This is a genomic window from Arthrobacter sp. APC 3897 (genome assembly GCF_030407495.1).
In the GTDB taxonomy this organism is placed as follows: domain Bacteria; phylum Actinomycetota; class Actinomycetes; order Actinomycetales; family Micrococcaceae; genus Arthrobacter_B.
This window is the reverse complement of sequence record NZ_JASDDG010000001.1, coordinates 23,431-43,115: the sequence shown is the minus strand read 5'-3', so window position 1 is coordinate 43,115 and position 19,685 is coordinate 23,431. Positions and strand designations below refer to the sequence as shown.

Annotated in this window: 17 protein-coding genes; 4 read left to right on the top strand and 13 right to left on the bottom strand. The window is 65.7% G+C overall.

The window, feature by feature from the left end:
• The 8 genes from QMA10_RS00190 to QMA10_RS00155 all read right to left on the bottom strand — a co-directional run bounded on the left by QMA10_RS00190 (position 1) and on the right by QMA10_RS00155 (position 9,330).
• On the bottom strand, positions 1-1,257 hold the full coding sequence (locus tag QMA10_RS00190) for an FAD-binding protein (protein ID WP_290164984.1): 1,257 nt from the start codon (positions 1,255-1,257) through the stop codon (positions 1-3).
• A gap of 69 nt (positions 1,258-1,326) precedes the next feature.
• Positions 1,327-2,838, bottom strand: coding sequence for an L-arabinose isomerase (gene araA / locus QMA10_RS00185; RefSeq protein ID WP_290164982.1), 1,512 nt, complete (start codon positions 2,836-2,838; stop codon positions 1,327-1,329).
• A 38-nt stretch (positions 2,839-2,876) separates the two neighbouring features.
• Positions 2,877-3,554 (bottom strand): L-ribulose-5-phosphate 4-epimerase, encoded by a 678-nt coding sequence (locus tag QMA10_RS00180; protein WP_290164980.1) that lies wholly within the window; start codon positions 3,552-3,554, stop codon positions 2,877-2,879.
• On the bottom strand, positions 3,551-5,266 hold the full coding sequence (gene araB, locus QMA10_RS00175) for a ribulokinase (RefSeq protein ID WP_290164978.1): 1,716 nt from the start codon (positions 5,264-5,266) through the stop codon (positions 3,551-3,553). Before araB ends, QMA10_RS00180 begins: the two co-directional genes overlap by 4 nt.
• 109 nt (positions 5,267-5,375) lie before the next feature.
• On the bottom strand, positions 5,376-6,368 hold the full coding sequence (locus QMA10_RS00170; RefSeq protein ID WP_290164977.1) for a LacI family DNA-binding transcriptional regulator: 993 nt from the start codon (positions 6,366-6,368) through the stop codon (positions 5,376-5,378).
• 124 nt (positions 6,369-6,492) lie between these two features.
• Positions 6,493-7,404: an aldose-1-epimerase gene (locus QMA10_RS00165; RefSeq protein WP_290164975.1), complete on the bottom strand. Its 912-nt coding sequence runs from the start codon at positions 7,402-7,404 to the stop codon at positions 6,493-6,495.
• A gap of 70 nt (positions 7,405-7,474) precedes the next feature.
• Positions 7,475-8,200 carry an ABC transporter ATP-binding protein gene (locus QMA10_RS00160; protein WP_290164973.1) on the bottom strand — a complete coding sequence of 242 codons (726 nt, stop codon included), beginning with the start codon at positions 8,198-8,200 and terminating at the stop codon, positions 7,475-7,477.
• A gap of 41 nt (positions 8,201-8,241) precedes the next feature.
• A complete protein-coding gene (locus tag QMA10_RS00155) occupies positions 8,242-9,330 on the bottom strand; it encodes an ABC transporter permease (RefSeq protein ID WP_290164972.1) in 1,089 nt (362 codons plus the stop codon).
• Between the two features lie 178 nt (positions 9,331-9,508).
• On the opposite strand from QMA10_RS00155, the gene QMA10_RS00150 reads away from it, so the two are divergent.
• Both QMA10_RS00150 and QMA10_RS00145 read left to right on the top strand, forming a co-directional pair.
• Positions 9,509-10,828, top strand: coding sequence for a sensor histidine kinase (locus tag QMA10_RS00150; protein ID WP_290164970.1), 1,320 nt, complete (start codon positions 9,509-9,511; stop codon positions 10,826-10,828).
• On the top strand, positions 10,825-11,466 hold the full coding sequence (locus tag QMA10_RS00145) for a response regulator transcription factor (RefSeq protein ID WP_290164968.1): 642 nt from the start codon (positions 10,825-10,827) through the stop codon (positions 11,464-11,466). Before QMA10_RS00150 ends, QMA10_RS00145 begins: the two co-directional genes overlap by 4 nt.
• Here QMA10_RS00145 and QMA10_RS00140 read toward each other — a convergent pair.
• Positions 11,453-13,168, bottom strand: coding sequence for an alpha-glucosidase (locus QMA10_RS00140; protein ID WP_290164966.1), 1,716 nt, complete (start codon positions 13,166-13,168; stop codon positions 11,453-11,455). The genes QMA10_RS00145 and QMA10_RS00140 overlap by 14 nt on opposite strands.
• Before the next feature lie 166 nt (positions 13,169-13,334).
• Here QMA10_RS00140 and ligD point away from each other — a divergent pair, with 166 nt between their 5' ends.
• A complete protein-coding gene (gene ligD / locus QMA10_RS00135; RefSeq protein WP_290164964.1) occupies positions 13,335-14,357 on the top strand; it encodes a non-homologous end-joining DNA ligase in 1,023 nt (340 codons plus the stop codon).
• Positions 14,358-14,380: 23 nt separating this feature from the next.
• Here the strand turns inward: ligD and aztD are convergent, their stop codons facing one another.
• From aztD to aztB, 4 genes are all read right to left on the bottom strand, one after another.
• A complete protein-coding gene (gene aztD / locus QMA10_RS00130) occupies positions 14,381-15,694 on the bottom strand; it encodes a zinc metallochaperone AztD (protein WP_290164962.1) in 1,314 nt (437 codons plus the stop codon).
• A gap of 63 nt (positions 15,695-15,757) precedes the next feature.
• Positions 15,758-16,708, bottom strand: a complete 951-nt coding sequence (gene aztC, locus QMA10_RS00125; RefSeq protein WP_290164960.1) for a zinc ABC transporter substrate-binding protein AztC — start codon at positions 16,706-16,708, stop codon at positions 15,758-15,760.
• Positions 16,705-17,943 (bottom strand): hypothetical protein, encoded by a 1,239-nt coding sequence (locus QMA10_RS00120; RefSeq protein WP_290164959.1) that lies wholly within the window; start codon positions 17,941-17,943, stop codon positions 16,705-16,707. Before QMA10_RS00120 ends, aztC begins: the two co-directional genes overlap by 4 nt.
• Before the next feature lie 62 nt (positions 17,944-18,005).
• Entirely contained in the window at positions 18,006-18,890 is an 885-nt protein-coding gene (gene aztB / locus QMA10_RS00115) for a zinc ABC transporter permease AztB (RefSeq protein WP_290164957.1), read from the bottom strand.
• A 73-nt stretch (positions 18,891-18,963) separates the two neighbouring features.
• On the opposite strand from aztB, the gene aztA reads away from it, so the two are divergent.
• Positions 18,964-19,659, top strand: coding sequence for a zinc ABC transporter ATP-binding protein AztA (gene aztA / locus QMA10_RS00110; RefSeq protein ID WP_290164955.1), 696 nt, complete (start codon positions 18,964-18,966; stop codon positions 19,657-19,659).
• Positions 19,660-19,685 lie beyond the last annotated feature (26 nt).

The window sequence follows — 19,685 nt, the reverse complement described above, 5'->3', positions numbered from 1 at the left end:
TCAGCTGAGAACAGTCCGCGTCAGGAACGCATTGGCGAACTTGCCCTGCGGATCCATGCGCCGGGCAAGGGCGGAAAAGTCCTCGAAGCGCGGATAGAGTTCCTCCAGCTGCGGCCGACGGAGGGTGAACAGCTTCCCCCAGTGCGGCCGCGGCTGCAGCGGAGCAAGTGCGGCCTCCATTCGCGCCAGCAGAGCCTCGACGTCCGCCTGCAGCGGCTTCCACGTGAAGTGGAACGCCACCGAATCCGGTCCGTAGTTCGTGCTGAGCCACAGATCGTCACCGGCCATCGTCCGGATTTCACACACCTGAATCAGGGGAGCGATCTCCCCAGCCATTGCGCGCAGGATTTCGATCCCTTGCACGGCAAACCGCCGGTCCATCAGGTACTCGCTCTGCAGCTCGTCCCCGTTGCTGGGAGTAAAGGCGAGCCGGAAATGTGACAGGCGGTCCGACCAGGGGCCGGCCACGCCCATCTGCTGCGAGCAGTTCACGGCGCTGATACCCGGCAGCGGGTGCATCGGTTCGGCAGCGGCGGTTCCGCCGAAGAAGTCCGGTTTCCCGGCGTACGGCAGTTCGGCATCCGTGCGGCTCTTGAGCCACACCTGGGAAGCGTTCGGGCCGGCCAGCGAACTGAAGATGCTCACACTGTAAGCCGCCGACGTGATCTCCTCGAAGTGTTCTTCCACCGAGCTCCAGGGCACATCGGTAAAAACGTCCTGGCGCACCTCGTAGGCCGGTTCAATCCTGAGCGTTACCCGGGTAACGACGCCCAGCGCGCCAAGCGAGACCACCATGCCGTTGAAATCGGGGGCAGACTTATCCACTTGCAGGAGCTCGCCGCCGGCGGTCACCAGCTCCAGTGCAACCACGGCGGTGGCCAGGTTACCGTTCCCGTTTCCGGATCCGTGCGTCGCCGTCGCTATTGCCCCGGCAACGGAGATGTGCGGCAGCGAGGCAAGATTGTGCAGGGCATACCCGCGTTCGACCAAAAAACCGGCCAGATCCCCGTACCGGATAGCGGCCGGCACAGTTACGGTCATGGCAGCCTCATCCAGCACCGGAGCGCCGTTTAGCTTCTCCAAGTTGATCATCAGAGAGCCCGAGTCCGCTATGTCGTTGAACGAGTGCCGGGTGCCGACGGCCCGCACGGACGGCGCGGAAGCCACGAGGGCCTGCAGTTCCTCCACGGTGGCGGGCTGTGCAATCTCGGCAGCGGAGTAGCGCAGGTTGCCGGCCCAGTTGTATTCCTCAAGCATGGTGATGCCCTTCGTCTGTGCAGGCCGGCAACCCGGACTGATGCAGCTGCTAAATAGGGTGGTGCAGACCTAGAATCCCTGCGCCAGGCGATAGTACGCCTGGTTCAGCTTCAATTCGTTGACGAACGCGGACGTGGTGGTGGAGTCATCGATCATGGCCAGCTCCACATCTGCGATCTGCGCGAAATCCTCCCACACTTCCCGTCCCAAAGCCGTGGACATGACGGTGTGGTGCGCGCCGCCGGCGGAGAGCCAGCACTCAGCAGAGGTCTCGAGATCCGGTGCCGGCTTCCAGACCGCGCGGGCCACGGGCAGGTTGGGCAGATCCTGCTCGGGAAGCACGTTCTCCACCAGGTTGGCGGTGAGGCGGAACCGCTCGCGCATGTCTGCCAGGGAGACGACGACGGCGGGGCCCGGGTCCGCGGTGAACACCAGGCGAACCGGGTCATCCTTGCCGCCGATGCCCAGGGGGTGGATTTCCAGGGCAGGCTTGGCGCTGGTCAGGGACGGGCAGATTTCCAGCATGTGGGCGCCGAGGATCACTTCACTGCCGGGAACCAGGTTGTAGGTGTAGTCCTCCATCAGGGACGCTCCGCCGGGCAGGCCCTCACCCATTACCTTGGCAATGCGGACCAGGACGGCGGTCTTCCAGTCGCCCTCGGCTCCGAATCCGTAACCGTCGGCCATCAGCCGCTGAACGGCCAGGCCGGGGAGCTGCTGCAGGGCGCCCAGGTCCTCGAAGTTGGTGGTGAAGGCACCAAAGCTGCCACTCTCCAGGAAAGAGCGCAGCCCCAGCTCCTGGCGCGCGCCGTAGCGCAGGGACTTGTGGCGGCCGCCGTCGCGCCGGAGCTCGGGAACAACGTCGTACTTTTCTTCGTATTCGGCAACCAGGGCGTCGATGGCCTCTTCGGTCACTGCGTCCATGGCCTCGGCGAGCTCGTTGACGGACCAGGTGTTGACGGAGACCCCAAACTTCACCTCGGCCTCGGTCTTGTCACCTTCGGTGACGGCGACGTTGCGCATATTGTCGCCGAAGCGGGCCAGTTTGAGGTTCCGGATTTCATGCCAGCCGGCTGCGGCACGCGCCCAGGAATCGATCTTGGCCTGAACGCGGGGGCTGGAGACGTGGCCTACTACTGTCTTGCGGCTGATGCCCAGGCGGGAGGCCATGTAGGCGAACTCGCGGTCGCCGTGGGCGGCCTGGTTCAGGTTCATGAAGTCCATGTCAATGTCCGCCCACGGCAGCTCGACGTTGTGCTGGGTGTGCAGGTGCAGCAGCGGACGCTGCAGCTTCGTGAGGCCGCGGATCCACATTTTCGAGGGGGAGAAGGTGTGCATCCAGGCGATGAGCCCAATGCAGGCCTCGGAGGAATTCGCCTCCAGGATGGTCTCCAGGATGGCGTCCGAGTCCTTGAGGACGGGCTTGAAGACAATGCGGTAGGGGACGGCGTCGGCGTCGTCCAGCTGACGGGCAATGTCGCCGGCCTGTTCGCGGACCTGGGCCAGGGTGTCTTCTCCGTAGAGTCCCTGGCTTCCGGTGAGGAACCAGATTTCGCGGGCGGGGGCAGTGTCTAGAGTCATGGTGGTGTCTTTCGTGAGCAGGGAAAAGGGCGCCGGCGCTATTTCTGGCCGTAAACGTTCTGGTAGCGCTGGTACAGATGATCGATGTCCGCCTGCGGGATCGGCAGCAGTTCACCGACCTGGCGGCTGATGTGAACCGTACGGGCTACTTCTTCGCACAGGACGGCGGATTTCACGGCGGACCGGGCGTCCTTGCCGATGGTGAAGACCCCGTGGTTCTGCATAAGGATGGCGGTGGAGCGGTGGCCGTCCAGGATGTCCACGATGCCGCGCCCAATGGAATCGTCACCGATCAGGGCAAACGGGCCCACGGGAATCTCTCCGCCGAATTCGTCGGCCATCATCGTCAGGACGCAGGGAATAGGCTCTCCGCGGGCGGCCCACGCCGTGGCGTAGGTGGAGTGGGTGTGCACCACTCCGTGGACCGCCGGCATGTGCCGGTAAACGTAGGCATGGGCGTCAGTGTCCGACGACGGCGAGCCCCCGCCGTCGACTGCGGTGCCGAAAAGGTCGGTGAGAACCATGTTCTCGGGGGTGAGGTCGTCGTAGGAAACGCCGGAGGGCTTGATGACCATCAGGTCCCGGCCCGGGACGCGGGCGGAAATGTTGCCTGCGGTCCACACCACCAGTTCATTGCGGGTCAGTTCTGCGTGCAGATCACTGACCTGACGGCGGAGCCGGTCGACAGTGCCGAGGACGTCGGAGGTGGCCGTCACAGTGCAGGTTCCATTTCTTCTGAAGCAGCGGTCGGGGCATGGCCGGCAGTTGCCGTGCGCTGGATGGCCTTGAGCCGGTGCATCACGTCATTGGCGCCGCGGCCAAAGTAGTCATGCAGCGTCTTGTATTCCGTGAAGAGGGCGTCATAGGCCTGAACGTTTTCGGGGATGGGCTGGTAGACCCCGCGCTTGACCCGGCCCATGGCGGCAGCGGCCGTGCGGACGTCGGGGTACGCTCCAGCGGCAACGGCGGCGTGGATGGCGGACCCGAGGGCCGGTCCCTGCTGCGAGTCGATGACGGACAGCGGCAGGTTGATGACATCGGAGTAGATCTGCATCAGCAGGGGGTTTTTCAGCAGGCCGCCGGCCACCACGAACTCTGTGACCGGAACACCGCTGGCGTTGAATGCCTCGATGATGGTGCGGGTGCCGAAGGCCGTGGCCTCCAGCAGGGCCCGGTACATGTCCTCGGGACGGGTGGCCAGAGTCTGGCCGACAAAGACGCCGGACAGTTCGTGGTCCACGAGGACCGAGCGGTTGCCGCTGTGCCAGTCCAGTGCCACCAGTCCGTGCTGGCCGATGGCCTGGGCGGAAGCCAGTTCGGTCAGGTACTCGTGGACACCGAGGCCGGCTTCAGCTGCGGCTTCCACGTACCGCGGCGGAACGCAATTGTTTACGAACCAGCCGAAGATGTCCCCCACTCCGCTCTGGCCTGCTTCGTAGCCCCAGAGACCGTCCACGATGCCGCCCTGCACTGCTCCGCACATACCGGGGACTTCGGCGAGCTCCCCGGCATTCATTACGTGGCAGGTGGAGGTGCCCATGATGGCGACCATCTGGCCCGGCTGCACGGCGTTGGCTGCGGGAGCGGTGACGTGGGCATCCACATTTCCGACGGCGACGGCAATGCCCTCGGGGAGTCCCGTCCAGCCTGCGGCACGGGCGGACAGTGTTCCGGCGGCGGAGCCGAGCTGGCCGATGGGGTGTTCCAGCTTGTCCCGGACAAATCCGGCAAAGTCCGGGTTGAGGGCGGCCAGGTACTCCTCCGAGGGATACCGGCCGTCCTGGTAGATGCCCTTGTAGCCGGCAGTGCACGCGTTGCGGACGTAGGTATCGGTGAGCTGCCAGACAATCCAGTCCGCAGCCTCAACCCAGTGATCCATGGCGGCGTACACCCCGGGGTCCTCTTCAAGAACCTGCAGGCCCTTGGCGAACTCCCACTCAGAGGAGATCAGGCCACCGTAGCGTCCCAGCCACGGCTCGCCCCGCCCGGCGGCGAGGGTGTTGATGCGGACAGCCTGGCTCTGGGCGGCATGATGGCGCCAGAGCTTCACGAAGGCGTGGGGCCGGGAGGCAAATTCGGGGAGCTCATTCAGGGGTGTTCCGTCTTCGAGGACGGGAACCATGGTGCAGGCAGTGAAATCGGTGGCGATGCCAATGACATCCCCGGCGTCCACGCCGGCACTGCGCAGGGCTGCCGGAACAGCGCTCTGCAGTACCTCCACATAGTCCTGCGGAACCTGAAGTGCCCAGTCCGGCGGAAGGCGGATGTCCGAGCCGGGAAGGGTTTCGGTAAGGACCGCGTGCGGATACTCATGGACTGCGGAGCCGATTTCAGTTCCGTCCGAGACCCGCACCACCACGGCACGTCCGGACAAGGTGCCGTAATCGACCCCCATCACGTATTTCTCGTCCGGTCGGGGGTTGGTCATGGTGCCTCCTGGTGCGGGTGGTCCGCAGAAATCGTCATTGATCCGGTCGTGTTAGCGCTAACAATTAGACGTGGGCTGCGTCACGATGTCAAGGCCGGGGTGGGGGCTCCTATTTCTGCCGGGGCCGCGGGGGAGCGGTACTGGCCCGGATGACAAGCTCAGGAAGCGGTATGCCGTGCCCCTCGGAGGTCCGCTTTTCCGGGGTGCCGCCCGCATTGATCTCCTCCAGGAGCAGGTCGATGCAGTAGCTGCCCATCCGGCGGTAATCCTGGCGGATGGTGGTGAGCGGCGGCAGGAAGTACGCCGCCTCGGGCTGGTCGTCGAACCCCACCACGCTGATGTCCCCGGGCACGCTGATTCCGCGTTCATGCAGGGCGCGCATGAAGCCCAGAGCCATCTGGTCATTGGCCACGAAGACCGCGGTATGCGCTGTCGCATCAAAATCGAGGCCGATCCGGTAGCCGGATTCCGCACCCCAGTCACCGGCGGCGGGGGTGTCGGCGGCCAACCCGCGTTCCTCCAGTTCGTCCCGCCATCCCGCGGCCCGCCGCTGGGCATCCATCCACTGCGCAGGACCGGCCAGATGGGCAATGGAGCGGTGTCCCAGATCAGCCAGGTGGGCCACGGCCATCCGTGCGGCGTGCTCCTGGCTGCCCTCGGGCGCCAAACCGCTGGCTACAATCTCGAGCGGGATTTTCAGTTCCAGGGTGCGGAACAGATCCACCCCGGCCTGGACGGGAGCCACCACCACTATGCCGTCCGGGGCCTGGTTGAGCAGATGGTTCACAGATTCCACCATTGCGGTGCGGGTCATCTCGCGGAGCCCGGCCACGCTGACGAAGTATCCGTTGCGGAAGGCCGCCTCCTGCAGTCCGAGCAGAGTGCTCGCCGGTCCGTACTGCTCCAGTTCCGTGATGATCACGCCAATGACCCTGGAGGAGCGGGTCACAAGTGACCGGGCCGCCGCGTTCCGCCGGTACCCCAGTTCATCAATGGCAGCCGCTACCCGTTCCTTGGTGTCCGGCCTGACGTTGGGATGATCGTTCAGCACCCGTGAAACTGTCTGGTGGGAGACACCGGCAACCCGGGCAACGTCTTCCATTGTCGGGACAGAGCGGGATGGGGCGCGGCGTGACGGGGGCATTGATATCTTCCGGTTGGCGCAGCCGGAATCAGCCGGTGGCTGTCATCCAGTGCGGATTTGGGGTGGCGGTCCGGCGAAGGAGTTATCCGGCGCTGATCGAATACGAGAACCTGTGTTCATCCCCGGGTTCCAGCACGATCAGGTCCGTACCGGTGTTGAAGGCGTCCGGCGGGCACGTCATCGGCTCAACGGCCATGCCGCGCCGCCCGAGCTCCTCACCGGAATAGACCTGCAGCCAGGCGGATCCCTCCGGGCCGGCCGGAACCGAGAGAACAGTGGCCGCGCCGGTGGCGGGATCGCGCAGCGTGACCTGCCAGCCGTCGTCGGGCAATCCCGTGAACGCGTGGTCCAGGCTCATTCCGCCCAGGACGCGGGGACGGGAAAAATCGAACTCCGACCCCGCGGTTTCCTTCAGTTCCAGCGGCAGGAGCCGGTCATCGGTCATCAGGACCTGTGCTGCGGTGAAACTGACCTCGCAGTCGTCCACCGCTTTGTCTCCTGCGGTGAGGTACGGATGCGATGAAACGCCGTACGGCGCTGCCGTGCTGCCCGCATTGGTAGCCCGGATGGTCACGGTGAGGCCGGTATCCGCAGTCAGGGAGAACTCAGCCTCCAGCATCAGCTGGTGCGGATAGCCGGGCTGCCCGTGCAGCGTGTTGGCCAGCACGGCTGATTCGGCAGACTCCGAAACGACCTGCCACTCGTCCCAGACCACGAGGCCGTGAAGGGCGGTACCGGTGGAAGCCTCATTGACCGGAACCTCATAGCTCCGGCCCCGAAAAACGTACCTGCCGCCGTCAATCCGGTTGGGCCACGGAGCCAGCGTCTTCCCGGCATAGGCATGCGGCACCTTGTCCGGATCAAAGGGCAGCACCAGGGACCGCGCGCTGTGGGTGAGGCTTTGAATGCCGGCACCCACGGTTGCGATTCCAGCCGTATAAGGACCGGCCTCCAGCGAAATGATCCTTCCATTGGGACTGATTGCACGTTTCAAGGCGATTCCTGTCAGGGCGGGGCGGGATGTGAAGGTGCGGGAAGGGCGCATTCTCCGCGCACTTTGGAGTTTACCTGTGCAGACCATACCCCTGCGCCGCGGCGGGCGTCATGACACCGGCGCTAAGGCAGCCGTCACGCATGACCGCCACGGCATCGGTGAGCGGGACAAAGTCCGTGTCATGCGTGACCATAACCGTCCCGAAGCCAAATTCCCGGGTCAGTTGCACGAGCAGCTTCACAATGCTCTCGGAGCGTTCATGGTCCAGGGCTGCAGTGGGCTCATCCACCAGCATCAGCGCCGGACTTCCCATCAGTGCGCGTGCAATGTTGACCCGCTGCCGCTGGCCGCCGGACAGCTGGTGCGGGCGCTTGTTCGCTGCCGAAGCCAGTCCCACGAGGTCCAGCAATTCCATTGCCCGCGCGGCGGACGCGGACGCGTGCACACCGCGCAGCCGGTCGGTGATAATCAGCTGTTCCGCCGCGGTGAGGGAAGGCAGCAAATTGGGCTGCTGGAAGATCAAGCCCACTTTGCCGCGCCGCAGGGTTGTGCGGCCGGCGTCGTCCAGCGTTGAAGTGTCCACGCCGGCCACCTCGACCCGGCCGGCCGTGGGGCGGATAAGGGTGGCGGACACTGCCAGCAGAGACGATTTGCCGGAGCCTGAGGGGCCCGTCAGGGAGAGGATCCGGCCGGCCGGAACGTGCAGGCTGACATTATCCAGTGCCTTGAGCGTTCCTTCACCGTCGGGATATTCCAGCGTGACGCCGGTCAGGGACAGAGCAGCGGATACAGGCATGGAGTGGTCCTTTCGGGAGGGGTTTGTTGAGGCGGGCATCGTCAGTTCCCGCCCAGGGCGGTCAGCGGGTCGACTTTGGTGACACTGCGGACGGCGAGCGCAGCCCCGGCCAGCCCCAGCACGATGATTCCCAGAATGGGCAGCACCGTGGTGGCTGTGCTGGCGAGGAACGGGGCAACCTGTGCTGCAACAGCACCGATTCCCACACCCAAAAGGCCGCCCAGGAGGGCACCGCTGACCAGGACAATGGCTGCCTGCGCGAGCGCATCCCTGAGCAGGTAGGACGAGGAACCGCCCAGCGCCTTGAGCACGGCAATGTCCCGGGTGCGCTGTACGGTCCAGACGGTCAGGAACGCCACGATCACCAGCGCGGAAATTCCATAGAGGAACGCCTGCATCAGGAGCAGCGATCCGTTTTCGGAGGTGTAGGAGCCCAGGGCGCTGAAGGAGCCGCGGACGTCAGTGGAGACCGTCCCGGCAGCAGCGTCAGCGGATTTCGCTGCGGCGTCATCCGCGTCGGCGACGATGACGGTGGCAACCGGCGGTTCGGACAGGGACGCATCATCGGTATGGGCCACCTGCTGCCAGGTGTTCAGCGAAGTCCACGCCACCGGGGTGTGGCTGTACCAGGAGTCTCCGGTGACCGCGCTCACGGTCAGGCTCCGGCCGGCCAGGGCAACTGTGCCGCCCACCTCCACGCCGAGATCTTCGGCCGTGGAGGAACCGAGGATCACACCGCCGTCGTCCACGCTGTACGGAGCCAGCGCCGAACCGGACTCGACGCCGAAAACGGCGACATTGGCCGTGGACCCGGCCACGGCCCGGGTTTGGGTGATGCCGAGCGGCTCCGCGTGGCCCACGCCTTCACTGCTGCGCCACTGCTGCAACTGCCCGGCGGTCACCGCGGACTCGGTGTAGGAGGCCTTGGGCTCATTGTCGCCGGGAGCGCCAAACGCAACGGAGCTGATCCCCTGGTCCGCAAGCCCTGCCACGGCCGCAGTATTTTGGTTGCCCAGCCCGGCGGTGAGCCCGGAGAGCAGCACGAGCAGCAGGGAGATCAGTGCCACCACGCTGCCCATCAGGGCAAAGCGCCCCTTGGCGAAGCGGATGTCACGGAGTGCGAGATACACGATGCTTCCTTTCAGATCATCGGCCGGGATGTCCGGCCGGGTGTCCTTGTTCCACCGTCCCGCGAAAGCCCAGCCGTTCCATCGGGCGGACGGTCTATCCGTGCCGGCTGTTGGGCTGAGGCCGCGCTCCACCAAACGGTTGATGTGCGGAGGAACCGGGCGGCCTAGGCTGGAAGATATGAGTGCCCGGATTCCTACCCAGCGGCGGCCGGTTCCGCGACCTGCGGTTCCCGATGCTTCCCCGGGAGACATGGTGCTGCAGGCACTGCGGATTGCCCTGCACACGGCGTTCGGCGGCCTGCTCCTGCTGGCAGTCATCCAGATGAGCCTGACGGCGCTGCCCTGGCCGGCGCGTGTATCCGCCTACGTCCTCAGCGCACTGCTGGCCGGGGTCTATCTGGCGGGCACCGTCGCTGAGAGCCGGCATGCCTCCTCCGGCAGCGGACCGGAGCCGCGCCGGTACGGTGCGGCGTGGCTGGGCGTCGTGACGTTGTTATGGCTGTGCCTGCTGGTAATCAGCCCGGAATTCTCGTGGCTGGCCTTTCCGCTGTTTTTCCTGGACCTTCAGCTGCTGCGAACCGTGCCTGCGCTCGCTGCCGTCCTCGTCACCACGGCCGCCGTGGTTCTCGCCCAGTGGGCACGCACCGGCCAGCCCAGCGCCGCTGCCCTGCTCGGCCCCGTCATAGGTGCGTTGTTTGCCGTCATCATGGGCAGCGCCTATTCGGCCCTCCACCGTGAAAGCCTGAACCAGCGCCTTGCGCTTGCCGAACTGCACCGCACACGCGGTGAACTGGCCGCGTCCCAGCACTTCGCGGGCGTGCTCACCGAACGCGAGCGGCTGGCCCGTGAAATCCACGACACCCTGGCCCAGGGGCTTTCCAGCATCGTGCTGCTCTCCCGTGCCGCAGGTACTGCTTTGGAGTCGGGGGACCATTCGCTGGCCAGGGAACGTTTGGCCCTGGTGCAGAACACGGCTGCAGAGAACCTGGCGGAGGCGCGTCGTTTTGTCCGCGACCTCGCTGCGGCGCCGCTGGAGCGGGGTTCCCTCGACACCCGCCTGGCCGCGCTGTGCTCGGATACTGCACGGCGGGCAGCCGCCGGGGGGAGGCAACTGCAGTGTCTGTTCCGGGTGGACGGAACCCCGGTGCCCCTGCATCCGGCCTATGAGGCAACCCTGCTGCGTGCCGCGCAGTCGCTGCTGGCCAATATCGAGTCCCACGCCAAAGCTTCCCGTGCGGTGGTGACCCTGGGGTTCTCCCCGGATTCCGTAGCGCTGGATGTCTTCGACGACGGTGCCGGCTTCGACCCGGGCATGCTTCCCGCTGGGCCCCGTCCGGACGGTTCGGGGTTTGGCCTGTTGTCCCTGCGCGAGAGGATCGCCGACCTGCAGGGGTCCCTCAGCGTGGAATCGACGCCGGGCGAGGGGACCGTGGTGGCATTGCGGCTGCCCCTGGAACCTGCAGCGGATCCCGCCGCGGTTTCCGGGAGGAAGATATGAGCGTCATCCGTGTCCTGTTGGTGGATGACCACCCGGTGGTTCGTGCCGGGCTGAGGGCCCTGCTCGGTGACTTCGACGGGTTGGAGGTGGCGGCAGAAGCGGCTGACGGCGCCTCGGCAGTTGCCGAAGTGGCCCGGCAGGAAGCGCTGGGCACACCGTTTGACGTGGTGCTGATGGATCTGCAGATGGGGTCCGGCCTGGACGGGGCGGAGGCTACCCGGCAGATCCGTGCTGCCTGCGGCCCGCCGGTTCTCATTCTCACGACCTATGACAGCGACGCGGACATCCTTGCGGCAGTGGATGCCGGCGCCGCCGGCTATATGCTCAAGGACGCGGAGCCGGAGGACATCAGCTCTGCAGTGGCAGCAGCTGCGCAGGGGCGAACGGCGTTGGCTCCACAGGTGGCCGGACGCCTGCTCGGGCAGCTGCGCAGCCCCGAGACCACGCTGAGCCCGCGGGAACTGGAACTGCTGGAACTGCTTGCCGACGGATTAGCCAACCGGGCCATAGCCCGGAAGCTCTTTATCTCCGAGGCCACCGTCAAAACACACCTGGTCCACATCTACGGGAAGCTGGGCGTTGACAACCGTACGGCAGCCGTCAATGAGTCCCGGAAGAGGCGGATTATCCGGCGCTGACACCGCGGAGGTCATGGACTCTTGCCTCCCAGGGCCTCAGCACCTCCCGGTCACCGGAGTCGCTGTAGTTGCCCAGGACCAGCTCCATATCGGGATCACGGAAAGACAGGGGCACCGGAAGCATGTCGCCGGAGACATTGCAGATGATGCCCAGCGATTCCCCGCCCAAGGTGCGCCGGAACGCAAAAAGCCGTGTGTCTTCAGGCGCCAGCATTTCAAATTCGCCAAGGGCAACCACTGCCGATTGATGCCGAAGCTTGATGAGCCGCCGGTAGTAGCGGAACACGGATTTTTCGGCGGCCCTGTCCGCTGCAACATTGATGGAGCGGTAGTTGGGATTGACGTCAATCCAGGGTTTATCCGTGCTGAATCCCGCGTAGGGCGAGTCATCCCACTGCATGGGAGTGCGGGCGTTGTCTCTGCTGGCCTTCCCCAGAGCGGCCAGTGCATTCTCATCGTCCATGCCCCTGCGCAGCGCATATTCGTAGAATGCCAGCGACTCCAGGTCCCGGTACTGGTCCAGGGACGTGAAGCCGGCATTGGTCATGCCGATCTCCTCGCCCTGGAAAATGAAGGGTGTTCCGCGCTGCAGGTACATCACTGTCGCCCACAGGGTGGCTGATTCGTACCGGTACTCTGCGTCATCGCCGAATCGCGACACGGACCGGGGCTGGTCGTGATTTCCCAGATACAGACTGTTCCAGCCGCGGTCAGCCAGTGAGTGCTGCCAACGGTTCGTGATCGTCTTGAAATCACACAGGTTCATCTGCAGGTGATCCCATTTGCCGCCCGGGCCGTAGTCCAACCGCATATGCTCAAACTGGAAGACCATATCCAGTTCCCCGCGCAGGGAATCGGTGAACAGCAGGGCTTCCTCAACCGTCACGCCGTCGGTCTCGCCCACCACCAGGTAGTCACGGGTCCGGTAGCCGAAGACGGCCCTCATCATCTCCTGGATGAACTCATGGACCCTCGGACCGGACACATAGGACGGAGCGCCGTTGGCGTACATTCCGCCGCCTGCCACCGGGCTGTCCGGCAGGGAGGCCCGCTTGGAGATGAAATTGATGGCGTCCATGCGGAACCCGTCAATGCCGCGGTCCAGCCACCAGTTCATCATGTCGTAGACGCCGCTGCGCACGCGGCTGCTTTCCCAGTTCAGGTCAGGCTGGTGCGGACTAAACAGGTGCAGGTAGTACTGCTTAGTGCCCGGATGGTAAGTCCAGGCGCTGCCGCCGAAGATGGAGCCCCAATTGTTCGGCTCGGCGCCGGGCTCATCAGGTGAGAACCCGCGCCGGGGATTGCGCCAGAAGTAGGAGTCCCGGGAAACGTTCATGAGTGAGGATGAGGAGACTACAAAGGCGGAGTGCTCGTCCGAGGTGTGGTTCACCACCAGGTCCATAATCAGCTTCATCCCGCGCCGGTGCACTTCGGCCAGCAGGAGGTCAAACTCTTCCTCGGTGCCGTACAACTCATCGATGCGCCGGTAATTGGAGATGTCGTACCCGTTGTCCTGCTGGGGGGACTCATGGATGGGGGAAAGCCAGATGACGTCCACACCCAAGTCGCTGAGGTGGTCAAGATGTTCAATGACCCCGGGGATGTCCCCGATCCCGTCCCCGGTGGTGTCCGCGAAACTCCGCGTGTAGATCTGATAAACGACGGCGTTGGTCCACCACGCCGGCTGATACGGGTTCCTCATGCGGAGGCAGTCCTTTCCCAAACCGGATTGTCTAAAAGCCTAATTCCGGCACGGTCGTCAGAACAGGGCGAGAGGGCGCGGCCGGGTCCGGAGCACGAAGAAAACCCGCGGTTGGCCGGCGGACCCCGCTCGTGACGGCACCGGCATTTGCGGGTAGGTTATGGCCATGGCCGGCAAAGCAACCACCCTGACTGTCCCTGGCCCCCACGGCGAGCGCGAGATGCGGATTTCCAGCCCGGACCGCGTGCTTTGGCCTGATATGGGGCTGACCAAGCTTGACCTGGCACAGTATTTGGTGGAAGTTGGCGGGGCCTTCATCTCCGCCAACGGAGACCGGCCGGTGTCGCTGCAGAGGTTCCCGGAAGGGATCGAGGGCGAACAATTCTTTTCGAAGAACCCGCCCAAGGGAGCGCCGGACTTTATCCGCGCCGTCACCGTGACCTATCCAAGTGCACGCGCTCATCCCCAACTGATCCTCGATGAACCGGCAGCCGCAGTGTGGGCCGTCCAGATGAACACGGTGGTCTTCCACCCCTGGCCCTCCCGCGCCGAAAACACGGACAACCCGGACCAGCTGCGCATTGACCTGGATCCCCAGCCGGGCACAGATTTCGACGACGCCGTACCCGCCGCCGTCGAGCTCCGCAGCGTCCTGGCCGAAGCAGGCCTCGAGGCGTTCATCAAAACGTCGGGAAACCGGGGGCTGCATGTCTATGCACCCATCACCCCCGATCATGAGTTCCTCGATGTCCGCCATGCCGTCATAGCCGCCGCCCGTGAACTGGAGCGCAGGATGCCGGAGCGGGTCACCACCGCGTGGTGGAAGGAGGAACGCGGGGAGAGAATCTTCGTGGACTTCAACCAGGCGAACCGGGACCGGACCATCGCCGGTGCCTACAGTCCGCGTGCACTGCCGCACGCGCCGGTGTCCGCCCCGCTGACGTGGGACGAACTCGAAGGAGCTGATCCGCGGGACTTCACCATCCTCACGGTTCCCGAGCGGCTGCGGACATCGGGGGATCCCTGGGCGGACATGGGCTCCAATCCGGGGAGCATCGGGGTGCTGCTGCAGTGGTGGCAGCGGGACCTGGACAATGGGCTCGGTGAGATGCCCTTCCCGCCGGACTATCCCAAGATGCCCGGCGAGCCGATGCGCGTCCAACCCAGCAGGGCCCGGAAGAAGGACTGACCGCACCGGCCCGTGCCGGCAGGCTAGCTGTGCGAGTGGCCCTCCAGCACTCCCGGGACCCCGGTCAGCTCATTGGGGGTGTGTTCCAGCTCCCCGGTGGCGGTGACGGTGCCGGACTCGATGTCCACGGCGGTGACCGTGTTTGCGGACGGATCCGTGATGTACGCGGTGTGGTCCACGACGGTCAGTGTGGGACGGGGCTGCTGCCACTCGAGCGGCTCTTCCCAGGGGCTGAGGACCGGAGTGCTCGCGGTGATGGCCCCGCTGTCCGGGTCGATGGTGTGCAGTGCGCCGTCGGTTCCCAGGACCAGCGCTTCGCCGTGAGGTCCGCGGGCCAGCGAACGGAAGCTGTAGCTGGTGCCCAGATCCACCAGCTGCAGCTGCTTGGTGGCGGTGTTGATCAGGGAAATCCGTTCCGGACGTTCCAGCTCGGCGTCCGGGTCCGACTTGTAATCGCCAAGTGTCACAGCCGACTCTTCGGAGCCGGCCTGGTTTCCGATTCGCCCGTACGAATCCGGGCTGTCAATTTTGGTAATGACACCGTCGGAATAGACCAGCACGCCTGTCTCGCAGCCAATGACGACCGCTTCGTCCGCTGCCGTGGCTTCACCGTGCACACCGGGGCAGTCCTCGTTGCGGAGGATCTCCCCGCGGTCCGCGTCGAGGACGGTTATGCCGGGGCGTTCCCCGTCATTGCCGAGGGTCAGCACCAGCTCGCCCGTGGACAGTTCCACCGCCACGCCGTGATGGGCTTCCGCCGCCGTATGGATGTCGGTTTCCGGCTTTTCCCCGTCCTTCGAAGCGGTGAGGTCGGCAGTGTCGAACGACTCCACCACTCCCGTCCCGTCGCTGAACAGGACGGTGCGTCCCGCGTGGTGCACCACGTGTCCGGGCTTGTTGGCTGCGAACTCAAGACCGGTCAGTGCGGGTTCCGCAACCCGGTGCTTTCCGTCGCTGTCGGTCCATGCTCCGGTGTCCAGGACCTTGAAGGCATTGGCGGTGGAGATGATGACGTGCCGGCCGTCGCCGGCGGGATTAATCCGGTTGAATCCCGTCATTTCGAAGTCGGCCAGGACCTGCAGGGTTTCTCCGTCCAGTACCTGGACACCGCCGTCGTAGGTGGTGACAAGGCGGGGTTCAGCATGGGGGGACTCTTCAGCGTCCGACGACGACGGCTGGCCGGACGCCTGGCCGGACGCCGGTTGTGCGGAAGGATTCTGGCCGGAGCCGCAGCCGGCGAGCAGGAGCGCCGCGACGGAGAGTGCAGCCAGTGTGGGCAGGGTACGGGGGACAATGCGGGGGACAGCGCGGGGCAGGAAAAAGGCCGGCAGGGACATGGGTCCTTCTTTCGGTTGGGGATGGTGCTTTCGGTGGAAAAGCTGGTGGAAACCCGCGGGGTGTCAGGGCACGTCGCGGGTAAGCGCAGCAACGATGCGTTCGGTGTTGGTGCGCATCATCTGCTCGTAGGTTTCGGCGCCGGATCCCTCGACGCCCAGCGACTCGGTGAACAGCCCGACGACGGCTACATCCAATCCGGCCTCTTCGGCGAGCACCCGGGCCAGGCGGTCCGGCTGGGAGGAATCGGTAAAGATGGCCGGAACCGCAGCCGTGCGGATCGTGCCGGCCAGATCTTCCAAGTCGGCGGAGCTGGGCGAAGCAAGCGTGCTGCCCCCGGGAATGATGGCTCCGGTCACGGTGAACCCGAAGCGGGACGCGAGGTAGCCAAAAACATGGTGGTTGGTGACAAGGCTGCGCCGCTCAACGGGAACGGCAGCGAATTCGGTCTCCATCCAGGCGTCCAGTTCCTCAATCTGAGTCCGGTACGCGTCGGCCCGGCCGCGCACCGCAGCTGCATCCGCCGCGGGCACGTTTTCGCTCACGGCCGCGGCAATCAGGTCCACGGCGCCTCCCACCCGCTGAGGATCGGTCCAGAAATGCGGATCAGGAGTTCCTGCTGCCGTTCCAGCGGCCGTGAACGGCAGCGGATCCAGCGACGCGGCCGCCTCAAGCACCGGCACACCCTGGTCCGCCGCGGCGTCAACATGCCGCAGCACTCCCTCTTCGAGACCCAGGCCGTTGGTAATAATCAGCTCCGCAGACTCCAGTTCCGCGGCCTGCCGGGCCGAGATACCGAAGGAGTGGGGATCACTGCCGGCTTCCATGAGCACGACGACATCGGCATCGTCCCCGACCACGTTCTCCACCACGTCACCAAGGATGTTGGTGCTGACAACGACGGTGGCCCGCGGCTCCCCGGTTCCGGACAGCACTGCGCATCCGCTGAGCACTGTTCCGGCAGCCAGGGCAAGGGCGGCCGCGCGCAGGTGCGCTGAGCTGTGTGGAAGCCTCATCGTCCGGTCTCCACCAGCAGCCGGGCGGACACATCCGTGTCGAGTTCCCGTGCCGTGCGCAGCCCGTCCGCATAGTCGATCTCCAGGACGGCGGCTGCCTCGTTGAGGACGTAAGCGCGTTCGGGATTGATCTCCAGTGCCGGTGCCGAGGTGTCGGCGGACGGACCGGTCAGCGGTGCCGTACTGGCTTCAAGCGCGCCGCCGGCAACCAGGAGGGACAGCATGGATCCGCTGTTCGCCAGCGCCAGGACGCGTGCGCCGTCGCCCGCGGCCGCGGCGGCAGCGAGCGGTTCATCAGTGGCGAGCAGCCGCCAGGTTCCGGTGGCCGTGTCCAGATGCCAGGCGCCGGCCGTCCCGGCCACAGCTGCCACCTCGGTGGAGCCGGGGCGGGCGTCAAAGGAGTGAGCCCGTCCGGCGTCCGCCGGCACTCCGGTTGTGGGGTAAGGCAAATGCGCGGCCGTGATCCGGCCGGCGTCGGACGTCACCAGCAGAGCGCCGTCCGCGCATCCGAACACCACTCCGGTGCGGGTCACGGCGTAGCCTTCGAGTTCCGCGCAGTCGGCTCCGGACAGCGGCAGTTCTTTGCCGTCGGCACCATACAGTCCGACGCCGGATGCAAGTTCCGCTCCCGGTTCGGCGCGGGACACCAAATAACTTCCCTCGAACGGCATAGCTGCACCGCGGTGGGCGCCGACCTTGAAGCTGGTGGGGGCAATTGTTCCCTCCGCCAAATCCGCGTGATCCACGGCCGTCACGGTGCCGTCGCCAAAAAAGACGGCGGTGGATCCGCCGTTGGTGACAACGGCGCCGGGGTTCTCTCCGGTGATGGTTCCCACAACGGAGGGAGGCGCCGAGTAATAGTGCTTGTGGTCTCCGTGCGGCACGGTCCAACCTCCGGAATCCACGATGACCACGGCATCCTGCCGGGGGTTGCCGAGGAAAACGAACCGGTCGCTTCCGGCGGCAGAGGCCGTGCCGGGAAACGTGCCGACGGCGGTTACGGTTCCGCTGACCGGATCGGTGACGGTGACCTCGCCGCCGGGACCCACAGCTGTGAGCCGTGCCTGTGGTTCGGCGGCTTCTTCGGCTCCGGGAACGTAACCGTGGGGTTCCGTTCCACCGGGCCCGCCGGAAGCCGTCTCGGCAGCGGCTGATTCCGCCGGCGAAGTACCGGCTTCCGGACCGGTGCCGCAGGCCGTGAGCAGCAGGGCTGCAGCCGAGACGGTGCATATCATCCTCACGGTTCGGGGTATCGCGGGGGCCCGCCGAACGGGAACGCAGGAAGGGGACATCGGTTCTAGCTCCTTGTAGTGGGGGAGAGTGGCAGGGGAGAGGTTGGCACGGGCCGCCGCCGGTCCCGGCGGCGCACCCGCTCAAGCAGCGGCTGTGATGCCGAGGAGAGGAAAAAGACCAGGACGGCGACGGCGGTGATGGTTGCGCCGGCGGCTGTGGAGGCATGCCAGGAGATGAGGAGTCCGGCAGCCACGCAGAACGAACCAATGGCGGCGGCACCGAGCATCATTGCCGGCACCGTGCTGGTCCACAGCCGGGAGGCCGCGGCAGGGGCAATCAGCAGGCCGAAGACCAGCAGGGTTCCGACGACTTGGAAGGATGCCGAGATGGCGGCGATCATCATGGCCATGAGGACCCCGTGCGCGAGTTTCGGGCGCAGCCCCAGGGTCGCGGCTTTCCGCACGTCGAAGGCAGCAGCGGTGAAGGCACGGTGGAAGAGCCCGGCCAGGACGCAGGTCACCAGCAGCGCGGCTGCGAGGACGGCCAGGTCCCGCGGGCGCACCGCCAGGATGTCGCCGAAGAGGATGCCGGTCAGGTCAACGGCAAAGGAGCCGGACCGGGAAATGATAATGACCCCCAGCGCCAGCATGCCGGCAAACAGCAGGCCGATCGCCGTGTCCTGGGACAACCGGCGGCTGCGGCCCGCGGCACTGATTCCACCGGCCATGGCCGCGGCGCTGACGGCAGCACCAATCAGGGGATTGATGCCCAGGAGTGCCGCGACGGCGACGCCGGGAAGCATCCCGTGCGACATCGCGTCACCGAGGAACGCCATGCCGCGGAGAACTATCCAGGTGCCGGCGACGGCGCACAGTGCGGCGGCCAGCACACCGGCAAGCAGGGCACGCTGGACAAAAAGGACCGCGAACGGTTCAAGCAACCAAGTCATCACGGATGAAACCCTACAATAGATAATGAGAATCAGTTGCAATAAGCACACAAGATCTTAGTGGAGGCGGAAAATGCAGGCGTACACCCTAGATTCAGTGGCTTTCGGCTATCCGGGCCGCCCGGTGTTCCGGGACCTCTCCCTCACCATCCACCGCTCCGGCGTGACCGCACTGGTGGGAAACAACGGGTCGGGGAAGTCAACGCTGCTGTCCCTGCTGGCGGGAATCGAGAAGCCGCACGCCGGCCGGGTACGGGCGCATTTGCCGGACAGGCCGGCCCTGGTGGTGCAGCAATCGGCTGCCGCTGCTGCCTTTCCCGTCACAGTGCGGGGTGCAGTGTCCATGGGCCGCTGGGGAAGGGCAGGGCTGGTTCGGCCGCTGTCCCGCAGCGACCGGCGGGCGGTGGAGCGGGCGATGGACAGAATGGACATCCGCTCCCTTGCTGCCCACCCGCTGGGGGAGCTCTCCGGAGGCCAGCGCCAGCGGGCACTGGTTGCCCAGGGGCTGGCACAGGAAGCGCGGATCCTCCTGCTGGACGAGCCGGACGCCGGCCTGGACCAGTACGCCCGGGAGCTCATCACCGAAGTGCTGCGGATCGAAGCGGCGCGGGGCGTGACGGTGGTCCAGGCCACCCATGATCTGGTCCGGGCACGCGCTGCGGAGCACTGCCTGCTGCTGGCCGGCGGCCAGGCTTCGGAGCACGGAAATCCGCGGAATGTGTCGGCCGGCAACGGTATTCGGTTCGAGCAGAGCCCGGATTTCCCGTAAGGTGGAACGAAGGTGCGCCGGGAAGT